This is a genomic window from Shewanella livingstonensis (assembly GCF_003855395.1).
GTDB lineage: Bacteria > Pseudomonadota > Gammaproteobacteria > Enterobacterales > Shewanellaceae > Shewanella > Shewanella livingstonensis.
In genome coordinates, this window is the sequence record NZ_CP034015.1 from 2,540,382 (window position 1) to 2,558,007 (window position 17,626).

The window sequence follows — 17,626 nt, forward strand, 5'->3', positions numbered from 1 at the left end:
TTTTGTAGAACTACGTTTATTGACCCTAATTAATGATCAACCCAATAGCCTATTAACTATTCGACATTGCTTTTATCATGTCTAATGCAACGGCTTCGGCAATACTAATACCGTCGATACCCGCTGATAATATCCCGCCGGCATAACCAGCACCTTCACCTGCAGGGTATAAGCCTTTAGTATTAATACTTTGGTAATCGGCGCCACGTTTAATTTGCACCGGTGAAGAGGTGCGAGTTTCAACGCCGGTTAACATGGCATCTTGACTGTCAAACCCCCTAATTTTCTTACCAAACGCCGGTATTGCTTCACGGATAGCATCGATGGCGAATTGTGGTAACGCATCGCTTAAATCAGTCATTTTTACATTGGGTTTGTAAGATGGTTCAACGTTTTCAAACGGTTTACCCGATCCTGCCGCTAAAAAGTCACCGACCATTTGTGCAGGCGCATCGTAATTACTCCCCCCCATAACATAAGCATGGCGTTCCAGTTTTCGTTGCAGTGCAATACCTTGCAATGGATCGTTATCAAAATCACTTGGATCTATGCCCACCACAATGGCACTGTTGGCATTACGTTCACTGCGCGAATATTGGCTCATGCCATTAGTCACTACCGCATGTTCTTCAGACGTTGCCGCCACAACCACACCACCAGGACACATACAAAAGCTGTAAACACTGCGACCACTCTTACAATGATGCACGAGCTTATAATCAGCTGCGCCTAACATTGGGTGACCAGCGTTAATGCCAAAGCGATCTTTATCAATCATCTCTTGTTTGTGTTCAATACGAAAACCAATTGAAAATGACTGTGCCTGCATATACACGCCTTTATCATGCAACATTTGGAATGTATCGCGGGCACTGTGGCCAATGGCTGCAATCACATGCTTAGAATGCAGTACTTCACCATTTCTGAGGGTGACACCCGTCACTTCCCGATCGATTATGTTGATTTCATCTACGCGGGTTTCAAAACGAATGTCTCCGCCTAAGCGAATGATCTCTCGGCGCATTTTTTCCACCATGGTGACCAATTTAAAGGTACCAATGTGCGGTTTGCTTACATAAATAATTTCTGCAGGTGCGCCAGCAGCAACAAATTCTTGTTTTACTTTTAAGCCTTTAAAACCTGGGTCTTTAACCTGGCTGTATAACTTACCATCGGAAAACGTGCCTGCGCCACCTTCACCAAATTGTACATTTGATTCGGTATTTAGCTCACTGGTACGCCAAAAGCGAAAGGTATCTTTAGCACGTTCGTGTACTGATTTACCGCGTTCTAAAATAATCGGCTTAAAGCCCATTTGCGCCAACATCAACCCAACAAACAAACCACAAGGGCCCATACCAATCACGATTGGACGTTCGGTTAACCCTTCTGGTGCACACGCGACATATTTATAATCAGTATCGGGCGACACGCGAATATTATGGTCATCTGCAAGTGATGCCAATAACGCGGCTTCGTCGACATTGGTTAAGGTTACATCCAAGGTATAAATTAAGAAAATTAAGTTCTTTTTGCGCGCATCGTAGCCACGTTTAAACACATGTATGTCAACCAGCTGATCCGCTGAAATAGAGAGCCTTTGCAACACGACTTGTTGCAGTGCATCTTCATTATGGTCTAGAGACAATTGTACTTGGTTTAAACGGATCATGATTTACCTAAGAAAGAGACTTAAAAAACAGCGCATAGTTTACGTGATTTAACCTTAAAATGAAATTATCTATTGATGACATATGACATATGCCATACTGGCAGGTTCTATTAATGATATAGATTAAATTATGGCATTAGCTGAATTTGTTTGCCTTTGTAGTGTTCCGTCTAGACGGTTCATTTAGTGTTAATCTATAAACCATTTGATGATTTTTACCATGTTGTCATTCAATCTTTCGGTGTTGGTCAGCTATTGAAAATTTAATCACACCAGTTACGGTATTCCATTAGTAAAATGAATGGTTTAGTTTACTGAGGTATTTGTAGTTGGTTGAGTAAAAGGGAGAAGTAATGTTACATCAAGGAATTTCTATCATGCTGGCCCCAGTATTAGTGTTTCAGGGACTTAAGGTTCGCCGTACTACGCCAAGGTTGCCTGAACCCGAGGGTAAACGAGTTGGGCAAACTGGATCTAATCCTGCGTTAAACTTGCTTATTTTAGGCGACTCAGCTGCTGCAGGCGTTGGAGTGACCAATCAACAACACGCTCTATTGGGACAGATTATTGAGCAATTAAGCCCTCAACTCGAATTTAGTTATGCATTGTTTGCTAAAACTGGATCGACCACAGCCACCACGTTACAAGCCTTACATGAACGCATTGATACAGCCCATCCAATCCTCAGCCAAAAGCACTATGATGTTATTGTTACATCACTGGGTGTCAACGACATTACTTCATCAATCAGTTGCGATAAGTGGTTGCAGCAACAAAAACAGTTGTTAGAACTCATTACTCAGCGCTATAAACCCAAACTGATATTAGTGACTGCGTTACCGCCACTGGGGTTATTTCCTGTTTTGCCTAATCCACTTCGGTGGAGCTTAGGCCAGCGAGCAAATCAATTTAATCGCCAGTTACAGCAATTACTGATTAAGTTAAATCAACAAGTCAACCAACCGACAGATTTCAGATTAATTAAATTACCATTAGACAACCCACAACCTGACATCACTATGCTCGAGTTTATGCGCCAAGTGATGGCTACCGATGGGTTTCACCCAGGTGCCCCGATTTATTCAGCGTGGGCTAATTTGGTTGTTGAGCAAATAGTTGGTGGTATTAAATCTGCAGCGATTGAATAAAATAGCTGTATGTATCATGCCATACGTAATGTGTGGAATTTATCATAGCAACGGTTAGGGCTAACATACTTCTGCCCCAAAGCTTGTTTAGGCTATGGCCTGCGGCCACTAACGTCGTGGCGCTTCACCCACCCAGACTATGGTCGTCATTTTTCAACTTACGCGGGTTAATTTAATCGTCTTCCCGGTAATGCTTTTGAGCCGGGATCCAGGTGTTAGTTTTTGTACTTATGTGCTTATGACCTACGGCCACAAACGTCGTGGCGCTTCGCCCACACCAGACCAAGAGGTAATTAACGTCTATTCCCTCTTGGAACTCCCAGCCGCCACATCAAAATTATCTGAAAAACGATAATTTCGCGACGTGGTTAAATCCAGCTTTTGTCCTCGTTTGTAGCCAGCTTCGGCCTTATTCGAAAATGCTAACGCTTCCGATGGTACATCCTGTACCTCGAAAGCTAGCCTGACATCCATGTCAGGACTCACGTCATTTTCTTCAACGTCCTCAAGTTCAGAGTTGAATTTAGACTGTTGCAAGCAACAGAACATAAGCCAGAACATGGCCACCCATCCCAAGTATTTCTACTTGATTGCTATCAAGTTTTTCTGCTATGAAGAATTCTGGATATGACAGGTAAGTCGCTAATTTAACTTTAATTTTAAACATGTTTATTAAAGTTGGTGAGTTGAGTACATCTAGCCAAACCCTCGCCAAAGCCATGAAAACGGGTTATGTTACTTATATAAATTATGGAGGGAATTTTTTAGTAAATTTTTTTTAAAAATATTCTAAGGGTGCAGAGGTCAATATATGTGGAACAAAATGCTAACAATGAAATTGTTGTCTTTTTCAATATGTATATATTTTCTTATTTTTTCAAACAACACGTTAGCTACAAAAGAAATTGATTATAAAGACGTAAATTTCTACACTTTGGCTGCTAATGAGACCGTTTTGGATGGTAAAAAAATACTGATTCAAGGATGGTTAGAAGTTTGGGGTGACTTTGATGGTGGTAAATACTCTGTCTATTTGTATCCAGTTGATATTAGCCGAGGGAATAAGAATTCTTTTGATAGAATAATGGTTGTTGTAGATAAGGAAGCATTCGACTTTGCTAAAGAAAGTCTTAATAAAAAAGCTGTTCAAGTAATAGGCACTTATAGTCTAAAAAAGCCTTCAAAGAGTGGTGTTTTCGGTGATATAAGTAAATTGTCAAGATTAAGGATTAATCCATTAGCTGAAAATAAATAAGTCACCTAGTGCGCCGAGCTAAATTAGTAGATGTACAAATTATGGGTGGCATTCTTTTGAATTGTGCTTGCGATAAAGAGCAGTCAAGCCTCGGGTACCACTCTTTATTACAAATAGCATAAATAGTTCTTTGAAATAAATAGTAAAATAAAAGTCTTCGAAATCACTACTCCAGCTCGTTTAAGCCCCAAAGTGTGTTTAGGCTATGGCCTGCGGCCACTAACGTCTGTTCCCTCTTTATTTTCTATAAAAGAATTGGCCCAGCCGACATTGATGTAAATGGCTGGATTATGATTAAAAGGACGGGAGAGCAAAGCTTAGAAAATAGCCATTCTTCTATACAAAAATTAGGTAGTGATATTAAAGGTATTAGACGAGAGTATAATAACAACCCAACTGGCTTCATTCAGCAGATTATTGGTGTCCCAGATATAAATCCTAGAGGTAATTAAAGATGCATTATCTTCGTAGCTTTATTATTGGTGGCTATGCATATTACAGAAATAAAAACTTTGAGCATGGTAAGGCTGTTACCATGTTAATGCTACCTGTTATTGGCTTGCCCACATTAATTTTGAGCGGCATAGGGCTTTATTTATTTCAAGACCTGTCATTTTATATTGATAATTATGCACTTGAGCTAATATTGATGTTTTTGATAGCCAGTACTTTGGGAACGTACAAGGTAGAAAAGTTTTTAGATGAATATAAGGGTGAGGAAGTGTTAACAACACTATCAAAAGAAATTCGTATTCATAGCGTAATTGTTTACACCCTGATTGCTGTAAATTTTTGCGTTTGGTACTTTCTGAGGTAGCAAACGATATTTAGCATTTAACGTGACGTATATGGTTAAAAATATTAAGTCCGTCAGTTAGAGTGATTACAAAGTCCGCATTGCGGACTTTGTTGTCTCTGACCTAGGCTGCCAGCGTGTTTTCGTTTGTCTTTTTGATCTGCTTTCGGTTGCTTGTTCGGCCTGTTGCTCTGCGAGGTACTCACTGGCCATGGCCTTGTGTTTATTGATGCTCATGCAGCGGGCCAAGGTTTTCAGCCGCGTTTCAGTGTCCGGCGTCTGGCCGTTGTCTTTATGGCGGCTTCCGGCCACAGACTGTCTGATAGCCTATTTAAATCAGCCAATTAACTAAAAAAGCGTCTCTATGAAATTTTTTTCAACTAGGTATACTGAGCTTAATTTGATGCTCTTTAACACCGCAGCTCTCTAGGCGAAAACGCCTCCAACGCTTGGACGCACGTCAGGTTCGCTCATTCACATGAACGGTCGGGTGTACGATTACAACCTTGGCCGCTTTTTGAGTGTGGATCCGCTTATTCAGAGCCCAACATCGACCCAATCGGTGAATCCTTACTCGTATATCATGAATAACCCGCTGGCGGGGACAGATCCGACATGGTATGCGATCGATAAAATTTAGTGGGGTCAGTGTCTGACGAATCCCCACAAAAGAATGAATAAAAATAATGAGATAGGTTAAAAACTGAGGAACATTCATGGTATTTGGTGATCAAATTTATCGCCAAACAAAAATTACCACGAGTAAATGCCATGAATGCAAAACAAGTTTTATCAAAATGCCTCTCACTTGTCACCCCATTAATGCACAAAACACTCCGCTTTAGCTTGTTTACTGCCATTGAAAGCTCAATGAATGGTGGCTCGCTTTCTATCACCGGACTTGGTCGCAACATTACTAATAAAGCTAAAGAAAAACATAAGATTAAGCGTGTAGATAGGCTTTGTAATAATACCAATGTTCATCGTGAAATCGAGCTTGTATACACCCGTATGGCCTGCTTGCTAGTCGGAAAGATGAAGCAACCCATTATTCATATCGATTGGTCAGATCTTGATGACAGAAAGCAGCATTTTCTCATTCGAGCATCTTTGGCGGCTCAAGGACGCTCATTGACACTTTATGAAGAAATACACCCCCTAAACAAAAAAGAGAAACCTAAAACTCATCTACTCTTTCTGACCAAACTTAAGGCGATGCTACCTAACGACAGCAAGCCTGTCATCGTGACTGATGCTGGATTTCGAATTCCATGGTTTAAACAAATACTGTCACTTGATTGGGATTATGTCGGACGATTCAGAAACAGAACTCACTGTAAAAAGCATGTTGAGGATGATTGGTTTCCAGTTAAAAATTTGTATGTTCAAGCAAACTCAAGTGCCAAAAATCTCGGCATATATTACTTAGGTGAGCAAACTGCTTTTAAATCTCGCTTAGTGATTTTTAAACGTAACGCTAAAGGGCGAAAAGACAAAGTGGCAACAGGTGATAAAGCTAGACAGAGTAAACAGTCACGAACAAGTGCCGAGCGAGAAAAAGAGCCGTGGTTACTGGCAACATCGCTATGCAGTAGCAGAAATGCTGCTAAAAGAGTCGTTAAAATTTATGCGACGAGGATGCAAATAGAAGAGAGCTTTAGGGATGTCAAAACGGGTTTGAAAATGAATGATAGTGGCTCAAGGATTACGCATAAGCTCAGCGTATTGTTACTCATCGCCTGCTTATCTCAATTTATGTTATACCTGTTAGGGTTGGCAGTTAAAGCGGCTGATAAACATAGACAATACCAAGCGAATTCAATCAAGCACCGTAATGTTTTATCAAATCAATTTATAGGATTAAGGGCCTATAAAGATAAGTCTTTGAGGCTACTGAAGTCTCACTGGTTAGCAGGAATTAAGATGCTACAATCGTTAATCAAGGAGCCACAAGCATGTTATTAAATTCGTGGGGATCCCTCAGGGTCAGGGTAAACTTTTATAAAAAGTAAATTGAAACACTGGCTTTTCTAACACACTTTTGTCCAATAACAAGCTAGCCTTAGCGTTCAAATGTCCAAAAACGAGCTAGTTACTGCTTGAAAATGTCTAAATTCAACTCTGAACTTGAGGCCGTTGAAGAAAATAGCGTGAGCCCAGACATGGATGTCTGGCTAGCTTTGGAGGGGAAGGGACGCCCCATCTGAAGCGTTAGCATTTTCGAATAAGGCCGAAGCAGACTACAAACGCGGTCTGAAGATGGATTACATTTCCGTCGCAATTTTTTCGCTCATCAGAAAATATTGCCGGAACGCTGAGGGTTTGCAAAGGGGTACAAGCGCTTTACCCCTTTGCTCTGGTGTGGGCGAAGCGCCACGACGTTAGTGGCCGCAGGCCATAAGCAAAACAAACACCTGGATCCCGGCTCAATAGCACTGCCGGGACGACAAGAAGGGGGTTAATAACTTTACTATCATCTAAAAGCCTGATCGTGCTTTTACTGCTTGGTATAACTAATCCGGTACACGGCATTGGCAAAGTCATCTGATACCAAGATCGAGCCATCTGTCAGGGTCATCACATCTACAGGGCGGCCCCAGCTTTGTTCACCTTCAAGCCAACCCGTAGCAAACGGCTTATAGTCAATCACCTTATTCCCCTCAAGTGCCACCTGCATAATGCGATAACCCACTTTGTTAGTGCGATTCCACGACCCGTGCTGCGCGATTAAGATGGTGTTTTTATATTCAGCAGGAAATTGCTTGCCCTGGTAAAATTCCATGCCTAACGCAGCGACATGAGCGCCTAGGGTTAATGCTGGCGGTGTATTCAGTTTGGCAATCTCTGGATTGGTAAATTCGGGATCTGCGATATTGTTATTGTGAATATAAGGAAAACCAAAGTGTTGGCCGGTTTGGCTGACACGATTTAGCTCATCATCGGGTAGGTCATCGCCCATCATATCGCGGCCATTATCGGTAAACCATAATTCTCCGGTTTGTGGGTGGAAATCAAAGCCGACACTGTTACGGACACCTTGGGCTATTGTGATGGTTTGTTTAGTTTCAAGATCCAATTGTAAAATAGAAGCAAATGGCAATTCGCTTTTACACACATTACACGGTGCGCCGACGGGGATATACAGCTTTCCGTCTGGACCAAAGGTGATAAATTTCCAGCCGTGATGGGACTTGTTAGGTAACTTGTCGTACACCAATTCTGGTTTAGGAATCGAGGGTAATGATTGCTCAATATCAGGATAACGCCAGATTTTATCGACTTCGGCGACATACAAACTGCCATTAAGGTAAGCAAGGCCGGATGGCATAAATAAATCCGTTGCAATAACGATTTTCTTATCGACTTTAAAATTATTATCACTGTCTATAAGCGCATAAACATTGCCTGCTTTGCGACTGCCTACAAAAACAGTTCCGTTTTCACCAAGCGCCATCTGGCGCGCATTTTCAACATTCTCGGCATACACATCAATGGTAAACCCTGCTGGTAATTGGATGTTATTTAACGGCAGTGCATAGGCTGAATAAGAGACGCCCAAAAGTGCGAGGGTAGATAGCAAACTGATTGGTTTAATCATATTGGGCCTCTTAAAGTAGATTGTTTATCGGTATGAGTTATTTGAGTCGTTGCCGAGAGTTGGGGTAATGATCACCAGTCTTTAATGATCTGTTTCACCATATTGGCGGTATTTTCAGGTTGTTCTAATGGGAACATGTGGCCGCCGTTGGGTAACGTCATTAACTCTATGTCATTTAGTTTGGCAAACCGCACAAAATGCTTAATCGGAAATATATTCGTTTTTTCGCCATATATCAGCTTGGCAGGCACTTTTAGTTTGTTTTTATATTGAGCTAAGTTAGTGGGTAAATGCCTAAAAATATCCGCTTCAACGGCTGGCGAGAAGGTCAGTTCTAAATGTTTGTTACGCATAGTCGCGCCAGAATGCACATAGTCTTGTAAGCAACGGGGATCGAAGTTTTTAAATAAAGTCTTCTGTGAAAAATACTCAACTAAATTTGTGTTTTCTGGCCACTGATTTTGACGGGTTTTCGCTTTACCTGCTGGTGATAGTTTATCAATATAGGGCGTGCGCTTAATAAAACTCAGCAGATGTGAGAATGCGCCCGTTACAACGGGTGGGTCTAACATCACCAAGCCGCGAAATAATTCAGGGTGTTGGCAAGCTGCAATAAATGAAATAACGCCGCCAAAAGAATGACCGACACAAATCACTTTCTCATCTTGCTTTTTAATAAATTCAATAAGTTCTGTGACAAGGTGTTGCCAGTTACTGTGTATCGGATACATCACATTATGGCCAAATTGGTCGTGGGCTACGGTGCGATAATGGCTATCAAATTCAGCTAAAAATGTGATGTAGCTTCCGGCAGGAAAGCCATTAGCATGAACCAAGTTAATCAATGGGTTTGTCATAGAGTCTCTAAAGGGTTTTAGCGCTATTTGTGAGTAATTTAATTGAAATAAATTCACTCAGTATTTAAATTAAACACAACTAGCACTGTTATTTCCGAATGCTTAGAATATTTTTGTAGGATCAATCTGAGTTAACTCAGCAAACTCGGGCGGACGATTTTGTGCTTTGGCTTTGAAAATTTCCATCATATCGTTTTGTGGCTGGAACATACCACTTTGCCATACCGACATATAATTTAAACTGTCTTGAACGCTGTGGTCGCGGGCATAGTTGATCATCTCTTTACAACCCGTAACGGCTAAAGGTGAGCGAGCGGCAATTTCTGCGGCTATGGCCAATACTGCGGTGATCATCGACTCTTGGGTGTCATACACTTGATTGACTAAACCGGCTTGTTTGGCTTCTTCTGCAGGCATTCTGCGGCCAGTATAAGCCAGCTCTTTGACTAATCCGATTGAAATTAACTTAGGTAAACGCTGCAGCGTACCCACATCGGCAGTCATACCGAGCTTGGTTTCTTCAATACTAAAAAAAGCATCGCTAGTGCAATAACGACAATCGGCTGCGGTGACCATATCCACAGCGCCGCCAATACAGCCGCCTTGTATCGCCATTAATACTGGCATCCGCGCAGTTTCTAATACGGTAAAACAGTCTTGCAGCTTTAGCACTAAGCGGCGTAATTGGTCGTGTTTACGACCCAATTCGATATTATCATCAGCGCCATTGGCGCTAAATACGGCTAAGTCCATACCTGCACAAAAGTGTTTACCGGTTGATGAGATCACAATCGCACGGGCGGCTGATTTATTATTTATATCGTGGATAACACTTGGGAATTCATGCCAGAAATCGACATTCATAGCATTCAATTCGTTAGGGCGGTTAAGGACGATATGGGCTACTTTATTGCTAATATCGACGGTCAGCGTTTTATAATTTACCGGTGAAGTCATGACGATATCCTTATAGATTCAATGTAATTTTCTTATCTAACGTTATGGCGGCATCAAGTGATGCGAGTATTTCATGGCGCTCTTTTAATTTGGTACCGTGATGGGCTTTCATATTAAGCGTTTGCATCTGTTTAGCAATATTGTGCGCTGTGCTCATTAGCTGTTCTGAAGGCACGACTTGATCTAGTAACCCTGCTAGCACCGCTGATTCGGGGGCGAATAATTCGGCATTGATCACTGCACGGCTTAGGTAGTTTCGCGGAATACGATTACGGGCAATTTCAATTCCAGCCTGATGCATTGTCATGCCAATAGCGACTTCGTTTAAGCCAATTTTAAACTCACCTGCACAGCCAATACGATAATCACAACTTAGTAATAAAAACGCGCCTTTGGCGATAGCATGGCCGGTACACACACCAATAATGGGTGTTGGGAACGCTAACATTCTGCGCGCTAACGTCGAACCTGCGGTAACAAGGGCGATTGCCGCCTCTGAGCTTTGCTTCATGGTTTTTAAGTCATAACCGCCTGAGAATATGCCTGCTTGGCCCGTTAGCATCACCACCGCGCCTTGCTGCTCGGCATCATCTAAAGCGGAATTGATTTGTGCTATCACCTCCGGCGATATCGCATTTACCTTGCCATTATTTAAGCTGATAATGTGGACGTTATGTTCAATTGTTACGTTAATCAAGTGCATTTTTTATACCTAATAATTTGTTATTGTTTGATTTTATCTAAAGGCTTGTCACTGTTTGGTTGTTATTATTAGCTTTTAATTGTCTTGCTTTCCAATATTTGCTGTTCAACATAGCAACTAAAAATCCCGCGGTAAATAACATGGTCAAGGTGTAGATCGCAGGTGTGAAAGACATTTTGTAATTTGCCAGTAGTGTTAACGCCATAAACATCGACAAGGTACTATTTTGCAGCCCAACTTCAATAGTAATTGAGGTGCGCTGCGCAAAGTTTAAACCAAACCATTTGCTTGAATAGTAGCCCAGTAGCATAGTTGAAATATTTAAAATAATAGAAACCGGGCCCGCTGCAATAAGCGCAGGGATAACAATGTCTTGCTGAATATAAGTTAAAAATATAATCAGTAGGGTGAGAAATAATATCCCAAATCTAGACACATGCACTTGAGTGCTTTTGGCTAGATTTGGTGCAAACCGTCTGATCAACATCCCCACTGCAATAGGCACAATAGTGAGCTTCATTAGGCTTATCATGGTGGCAATAATCGGCAGTTGGAATTCATTGCCTTCGCCCATAAAGTGAACCAAGGAGAAATTAAGTACTACAGGGATGGTAAATACGGTAATTAAACTTGCCACAGCGGTCATGGTCACTGAAAGTGCCACATCAGCTTTGGCTAAATGAGAAAACATGTTCGAAGTGGTTCCACCAGGGCAGAGTACCAATAGCATGACCCCGACAGCGTATTCAGGCTCTAACGGCATAATACTGGCTAAGCCAAAACCGATAATGGGTAACAGCAGTAATTGATTGGTTAAGCCTATGGCAACGGCTTTAGGATATTTTACCACGCGCTTAAAATCATCGACCACCAGCGATAACCCCATACCCATCATTATTAAGAAGATGCACACTGGGATGACTTGTGAATTTACAAATGTGACCAGTTCAATATTATCCATAATAACCTCTAGCAGAGAAGACCTTTTATCGGTCAAGAACGTCCGTGTAATGTGTTTTAGTTCGTTTTCAAGCAGATGATTTGACCCACAGAAGCATCTGCAGTACCGGCCAACACTTTTTGATAAACAACATCAAGTTGGTCAATATCATTGGTGTGGACAATGGTGATGCTTGCCCGGCAAAATTCGATATAGTCGAGTAACGACAGACTCAGTTGCTTCATTATTTCGCCAGCCCCCCAATCTAGGCTGCGTTTTTTTAATTGAGTCGGGGCAAAAAAGAAGGTCGGGGTCGCGCCAGGTAAGTGATTAGCACTCACAGTGTCACTCATATCGATGTCGCCATGCTGAGTCGCGCCAATTCTGCAGGAGTATTTTAGTTGGTTAGCAAAATGATGATGGATGCTCGACAACGTGGTTTTCCCGCCAGCCATATCAACTAAAATCGAATTGATACTGGGATCGAGTGTGGATATTTCTTGATAACTAACCACCTTGTCATAACAGCCCAAGGATTCGACAAACTCTCGGTTTGCGGCAGAGGTAATACCTATGGCAGGACGTTCACCACGTTGCTTTATGGTAAAGGCGAGGGCGATGCTGGTTTTACTTGAGGCGCTGGTAATCACATATTGCTGCGCGTCAAAATAGTCATTATCAAACATGAAATCATCTACTAACCAAGATGTAGTGAATAAGCCCCGTAATAATATGTCGTAGTCTTCATTTTGTTGTTGGTAAAATGGGTTTTGGCTGACACGATCAAATTTACTATAAACCGGCGCTAAACCTTCACGACATGAACTTACATCTGAAAATCCAGCTTTATTAATGTTCCCTGCAAGAATTTTCAGGTGGCTTGCCATTGGCATAAAACCCCACACTCTTTCGCCGACTTTAATCTGTTGGTTATTTGACGATACAACATCGGCATAGCCCATCACGGGTAAGCGTCCCCATTGATGTTGATCAGTGTCAGACGGGAAGAATCGCCAGTACCCAAGTGAATCACCGGTGATGCCATAGCTGATATTATTAGCGGTTAGGGCAAACTTATCGATTCGAAGTAACACTTCGTCTTCAGCTAATGGCTGCGTGATGTCGAGTCTAGTCACGCGTGTGTTGTGTAGTGCATTTTTGGTTACTTCAAATACACGTGCCTGGTTTGTTGATGTCTGAGGTAGTGTCATAAAATCCTTTTTAGCTGTTGTGTTAATTATTGTTCTAAGAGGGCTTTAGTGAATGTCTGGTTGTTGTGTTAGCGGTACTCGTTTTTAGGCTAATTGATGAATTCAGCTATCGCACGATTCACTTCATCGGGTCTTTCATGGTGCAGCCAATGGCTGGTATTGGGAAAACGGATAAGCGTGCAATTGGCGACATAGCGATTAAGGTCATTAAGGTTGTCGTTAACAAATGCGAGATCTTGTTCGCCCCACAACACTAAGGTGGGAATATTAATACGGATATTAGGGATTTTTATTTCGGCGGTATTTTTTATTTGTGCGCTGTGGACAGGCTGTTTATTAGACAGATTTTCGCTTTCATCATCTGGCTCATGTGCCGCTAATTGCGGCATAGCGCGGTAATATTGCAACATGCCGTTTATGGCACCGTCTTGGCGCCACACTTGACGATACTGTGCGCGTACTTCATCTGTAAACACGCCTTCTTTAGTGCTCACCATGATGTGCTCAGTCAAGTAATTAAAGTCATCTTTTTCAACCAGAGACTCGCCGCAAGGGCTGATTAATTGATGAATATAAGCACTTTTCTGGCGTTGAATAGGATTGTTAATCATCTCTCGAGTAAACGTACTTGGGTGCGCAGCATTAAGAATAATCAGCTTGCTGATTAACTGAGGATGAAAAGCGGCTAATGGCCAAGCAATGGCGCCGCCCCAATCATGAGCAACTAGAATAACAGGCTGCGTAGGACTGATAGCAGCAATAAATTTAGCCATAAACGCGATTAAATTGGGCACGGCATAAAAACCAGCTTCACTGGGTTTATCACTTTGGTTATATCCAGGTAGATCAGGTGCAATAACACGATAACTATCTGAAAAATAGTTTAACTGTTGTTTCCAAGAGCCCCAATACTCAGGAAAACCATGCAGAAAAATCAGCGTCTGCATGGGTTTTTGTGTTGTTTTTTTAGCTGATTCAACATAATGAATATTGACGTTATCCACTACGATATTTTGATGCGTCAGTTTCATATCCAATCTCACTGTTGTTTAATCATGTTGATTCAGCACGTAGCGACTTAGCTGGGCTAACAAAACCCTAGTCAAAAAATGCTACTGCGTTTTCGACAACTTCACGATCGGTTCTGGTGTTATTGACCGCTTCGTTGTCATCGGCATAACCAAAAGACATACCAAATAAAATGCCGCGATCGTCAGGTAGCTTAAGTAATTCTCGAATGGGATCAGGGAATTGGCCTAAAGCACCTTGCATACAATTAGAGATACCATGCTGCGCCATGATCAGTGACAGTGTTTGGGCATATATGCCTAAATCAACCGCGCCCATAATGTCTAAATATTTATCCATAGTAAAAAACACCGCATGCGGCGCATCAAAAAACTGCCAGTTGCGTACCATGGCCATTTGGCGGGCTTTTTTATCTTCTCGCGCTACGCCAATGGCACTGTATAAGGCATTAGCAGAACCAAATTGGCGATCACGATGAATCCCCTGGTATTGAGGCAACCAATTGAAATCTGGATTTGGCGCCGCACCGCTCATGAGAGTTTGCATAAATTTTTGCTTTAATGTGTCTTTAGTTGCCCCAGATACCACGCAAGTTTGCCATGGCTGCACATTACAATTGGAAGGAGAAAGTTGTGCAATGGCGAAAATGTGTTGTAACAAGGCTTCAGGGATAGGCTTATCCTGAAATGCACGCACCGAATATCGATTTTTTAATATTGTTTCTATAGACATATTTACGACTCTTATTGTTATTTATAGTAGTGGATAATTTTTTTACTTAGTGATAAATCAATTAACAGTAATTTGTGTAAAAACAAAGTCAGTAACAACAATGAATTATTGCTGTTGTTACAGACCTGATACTTAATTAAAACTGGTACGAAATATTAGCACCAAAGGTACGTGGTTGGTTGGGATAACCGTTAAAACTGCCGGCCTGAATTGGCGGTGGAAAAGCCGACAATAGGTATTCATCATTGGTTAAGTTACGCACCCAAAGTTGCAGACTCACACCATTATCAAATGCTAATCCTGTGCTGGCATTGAAGCTATTCACTTCACGGGTTAATGATTCAGGCGTGTTTTCTGCTAATTTGACATCGCTTTCGAATATATAATCGGTGCGAACATAGCCATCCGCGCCGTTAAACACTTCAAAGTTGTACACAATACCGGCGGTGATACTGACCTCATGAATACCAGCAGGTTTTTCACCAGATAAATCAACAGGACCGTCTAAACCCGATGCGCCAACAAATGAGTCGTAAACAGGGTCAAGGAAGGTACCCGCTAAGGTCAATGACCAATCTTCAGTGAGGTTATAGTTAGAGTCGAACTCAAGCCCTTGGGTACTTTGTTTACCCGCATTGGCCAGTACATAACCTGTGCCAATGAAAATAGATGATTGAAACCCTTCAATGGTTTGATCAAATATCGTTGCGCTAAATGATCCATGTTCGAATTGAGTTTTAATACCCAACTCATACACCATCGCTTCTTCGGGTGAGGCATATCGGCCACCATAAACCTGATTGGGAAGCGATATGCCTGCTGTTTCTAATGCTGATTGATCTGATGCGAAAGGACTTGAATAACGAGATAAATTCCAAGACGTGGCTTTAAAACCTGTAGCTGCTGTGGCGAAAATATTGACATTGTCAGTGATTTCGTACGATAAGCGCAGTGACCAAGTGGTTTTACTGTCATCAGACTTATTGTTTTCTACAGCATTAGGCAACCCCAGCATTGGCGGTAAAAATTGTAAGCTTTCTATAACAGGCACCGCGGGGGCCAGTTGTGGAATACTGCCAATAGGCACACCGTATAATGTTGGTACCGTGTCTAAATCAAGTGCCGAAAGCACATCGTTATGATTTTGAGAAATAGTGATTTCTTTTTGATCGTTGGTATAGCTGACGCCGAAAATAGCAGTAAACTCATCCGAGATATGATAATCAAAGCTCGCAAATAACGAGTATGCATCGTTTTGTTGGTCAAACTCTGAACTTACCGCGGTATCATTTGAAAAGAATGTACCGGGGTCAAGACCATAGGCACCTTCTACGCCACCTAATAAACCGGGGGCGCCACCTGCAGCCATCAATACATCAAAGTAATTTCTAATGTCGTTACCATAAAATAAAGTGTCACCTGTGGTCACTTCTTCATGGAAAATGAATGCACCAAACATCCACTCTACAACGCGATCGCCAGTAGACGTTAAGCGGAATTCTTGGGTCATGGTTTCAATATCTGTGTAACCACCTTCATTTAAAATATCGAGAGAGGTGTAATCAACATCATTCATAAAATCAGAATCATTGGTACGCAGTGCACTGATGGATGTAAATGAATAACCATCAAAATCGACATCAAGTTGCAGTGATACACCACTGTCTTTTACGTTATTGTCTGGATCTGAGTTAAGGGTAGATTGATAAGCAAATGATCCGGTTTCATCAAGGTCCATGCCACCTAGCGCACGAACTGCAGCGGTAGTAGGGCCATTAATTGAGTTTTCGACAGAACAACAGGCTTCTTCAATTTTGCTATAGTCTGCAATTAAGCGAAGTTTTACGTCTTCAGTGGGTTCGTACAGTGCCTGACCTCGAATATTCCAACGGTCACGGTCGTTAATATCGTCTAACCCCACCACACTTTCAGTAAAACCATCACGGGTGTTTACACCACCAGAAACACTGAATGCTAAATTATCGGTTATGCCATTGGTGTAATAACCCTTAATTTCTTTTTGGTTGAAATTGCCTACGCCAACTTCAATCTTGCCTTGTTGATAATAAGCAGGTTCTCGAGTGGTAACGCTAATGACCCCAGCTGAAGCGTTTTTACCGAATAAGGTACTTTGTGGACCACTTAAGACTTCAATTTGTTGCAGCCTTGGTAAATCACCTATTTGTGATGCTGCGCGTGAACGATACACACCGTCGATAAACACTCCAACAGAAGGTTCAATACCCGTATTATTAGTACCATTACCAAAGCCACGAATCGAAAAATTGGTGTTAGTAGAGCGCTGTAGCGGTGTCACACGTAAAGTGGGTACTAGCGTTTGTAAATCAGTAATATCCATTACTTTGGCTTGTTCTATTGCTTTACTGCTGACGACAGTAATAGCAACAGGAGACTCTTGTAAGCCTTTTTCACGTTTAGACGCAGTTACGACGATTCTTTCTATATCGTCAGCATTTTTTTGTTTTGTAGGTTGCTCTTCAGCGTATGCCGTTGAACCGAGCACTCCCATAACGGCAAATGCAAGTAAAGAATGTGTAAACATTTTTGAGTTATTGTTATTCATTTATTTCCCCAGATAATAACTTTTTCGCTATCAAATAAACTTTCCAATACATTGATTTAAATAAGATATTCATGACATTCAAGTCTTCTTATTTGTAAGTTATCAATTGACAACTTTGTAAAATCAGCGTTATTCAATAACAGC

At 41.7% G+C, this 17,626-nt stretch carries 15 protein-coding genes and 1 pseudogene; 6 read left to right on the forward strand and 10 right to left on the reverse strand.

Annotated features, from left to right (window positions below; all coding sequences use genetic code 11):
* Nucleotides 1-52 precede the first annotated feature (52 nt).
* On the reverse strand, nucleotides 53-1,672 hold the full coding sequence (locus EGC82_RS10925; RefSeq protein WP_124730792.1) for an NAD(P)/FAD-dependent oxidoreductase: 1,620 nt from the start codon (nucleotides 1,670-1,672) through the stop codon (nucleotides 53-55).
* Between the two features lie 353 nt (nucleotides 1,673-2,025).
* Here EGC82_RS10925 and EGC82_RS10930 point away from each other — a divergent pair, with 353 nt between their 5' ends.
* The 6 genes and pseudogenes from EGC82_RS10930 to EGC82_RS10950 all read left to right on the forward strand — a co-directional run bounded on the left by EGC82_RS10930 (nucleotide 2,026) and on the right by EGC82_RS10950 (nucleotide 6,836).
* A complete protein-coding gene (locus EGC82_RS10930; protein WP_124730793.1) occupies nucleotides 2,026-2,820 on the forward strand; it encodes an SGNH/GDSL hydrolase family protein in 795 nt (264 codons plus the stop codon).
* A gap of 811 nt (nucleotides 2,821-3,631) precedes the next feature.
* Entirely contained in the window at nucleotides 3,632-4,075 is a 444-nt protein-coding gene (locus EGC82_RS10935) for a hypothetical protein (RefSeq protein WP_124730794.1), read from the forward strand.
* Nucleotides 4,076-4,365: 290 nt separating this feature from the next.
* Nucleotides 4,366-4,527 (forward strand): hypothetical protein, encoded by a 162-nt coding sequence (locus EGC82_RS21250; RefSeq protein ID WP_164839125.1) that lies wholly within the window; start codon nucleotides 4,366-4,368, stop codon nucleotides 4,525-4,527.
* 2 nt (nucleotides 4,528-4,529) lie between these two features.
* Nucleotides 4,530-4,892, forward strand: coding sequence for a hypothetical protein (locus tag EGC82_RS10940; protein WP_124730795.1), 363 nt, complete (start codon nucleotides 4,530-4,532; stop codon nucleotides 4,890-4,892).
* A gap of 448 nt (nucleotides 4,893-5,340) precedes the next feature.
* Nucleotides 5,341-5,493: pseudogene (locus EGC82_RS10945) on the forward strand (RHS repeat-associated core domain-containing protein); the annotation flags it as partial.
* Between the two features lie 149 nt (nucleotides 5,494-5,642).
* Entirely contained in the window at nucleotides 5,643-6,836 is a 1,194-nt protein-coding gene (locus tag EGC82_RS10950) for an IS4 family transposase (protein WP_124730797.1), read from the forward strand.
* 532 nt (nucleotides 6,837-7,368) lie between these two features.
* Here EGC82_RS10950 and EGC82_RS10955 read toward each other — a convergent pair.
* The 9 genes from EGC82_RS10955 to EGC82_RS10995 form a co-directional block, all read right to left on the reverse strand.
* Entirely contained in the window at nucleotides 7,369-8,469 is a 1,101-nt protein-coding gene (locus EGC82_RS10955) for a PQQ-dependent sugar dehydrogenase (RefSeq protein ID WP_124730798.1), read from the reverse strand.
* Between the two features lie 71 nt (nucleotides 8,470-8,540).
* Nucleotides 8,541-9,326 (reverse strand): alpha/beta fold hydrolase, encoded by a 786-nt coding sequence (locus EGC82_RS10960; RefSeq protein WP_124730799.1) that lies wholly within the window; start codon nucleotides 9,324-9,326, stop codon nucleotides 8,541-8,543.
* Nucleotides 9,327-9,428: 102 nt separating this feature from the next.
* Nucleotides 9,429-10,283: a crotonase/enoyl-CoA hydratase family protein gene (locus EGC82_RS10965; protein ID WP_124730800.1), complete on the reverse strand. Its 855-nt coding sequence runs from the start codon at nucleotides 10,281-10,283 to the stop codon at nucleotides 9,429-9,431.
* Nucleotides 10,284-10,293: 10 nt separating this feature from the next.
* Nucleotides 10,294-10,986, reverse strand: a complete 693-nt coding sequence (locus EGC82_RS10970; protein WP_124730801.1) for a crotonase/enoyl-CoA hydratase family protein — start codon at nucleotides 10,984-10,986, stop codon at nucleotides 10,294-10,296.
* A 37-nt stretch (nucleotides 10,987-11,023) separates the two neighbouring features.
* On the reverse strand, nucleotides 11,024-11,947 hold the full coding sequence (locus EGC82_RS10975) for a bile acid:sodium symporter family protein (RefSeq protein ID WP_124730802.1): 924 nt from the start codon (nucleotides 11,945-11,947) through the stop codon (nucleotides 11,024-11,026).
* Nucleotides 11,948-12,003: 56 nt separating this feature from the next.
* A complete protein-coding gene (locus EGC82_RS10980) occupies nucleotides 12,004-13,137 on the reverse strand; it encodes a DUF2855 family protein (protein WP_124730803.1) in 1,134 nt (377 codons plus the stop codon).
* A gap of 89 nt (nucleotides 13,138-13,226) precedes the next feature.
* Nucleotides 13,227-14,168, reverse strand: coding sequence for an alpha/beta fold hydrolase (locus tag EGC82_RS10985; protein WP_164839126.1), 942 nt, complete (start codon nucleotides 14,166-14,168; stop codon nucleotides 13,227-13,229).
* Nucleotides 14,169-14,235: 67 nt separating this feature from the next.
* Entirely contained in the window at nucleotides 14,236-14,898 is a 663-nt protein-coding gene (locus EGC82_RS10990) for a nitroreductase (protein ID WP_124730804.1), read from the reverse strand.
* A gap of 136 nt (nucleotides 14,899-15,034) precedes the next feature.
* Nucleotides 15,035-17,482, reverse strand: coding sequence for a TonB-dependent receptor (locus EGC82_RS10995; RefSeq protein WP_124730805.1), 2,448 nt, complete (start codon nucleotides 17,480-17,482; stop codon nucleotides 15,035-15,037).
* Nucleotides 17,483-17,626 lie beyond the last annotated feature (144 nt).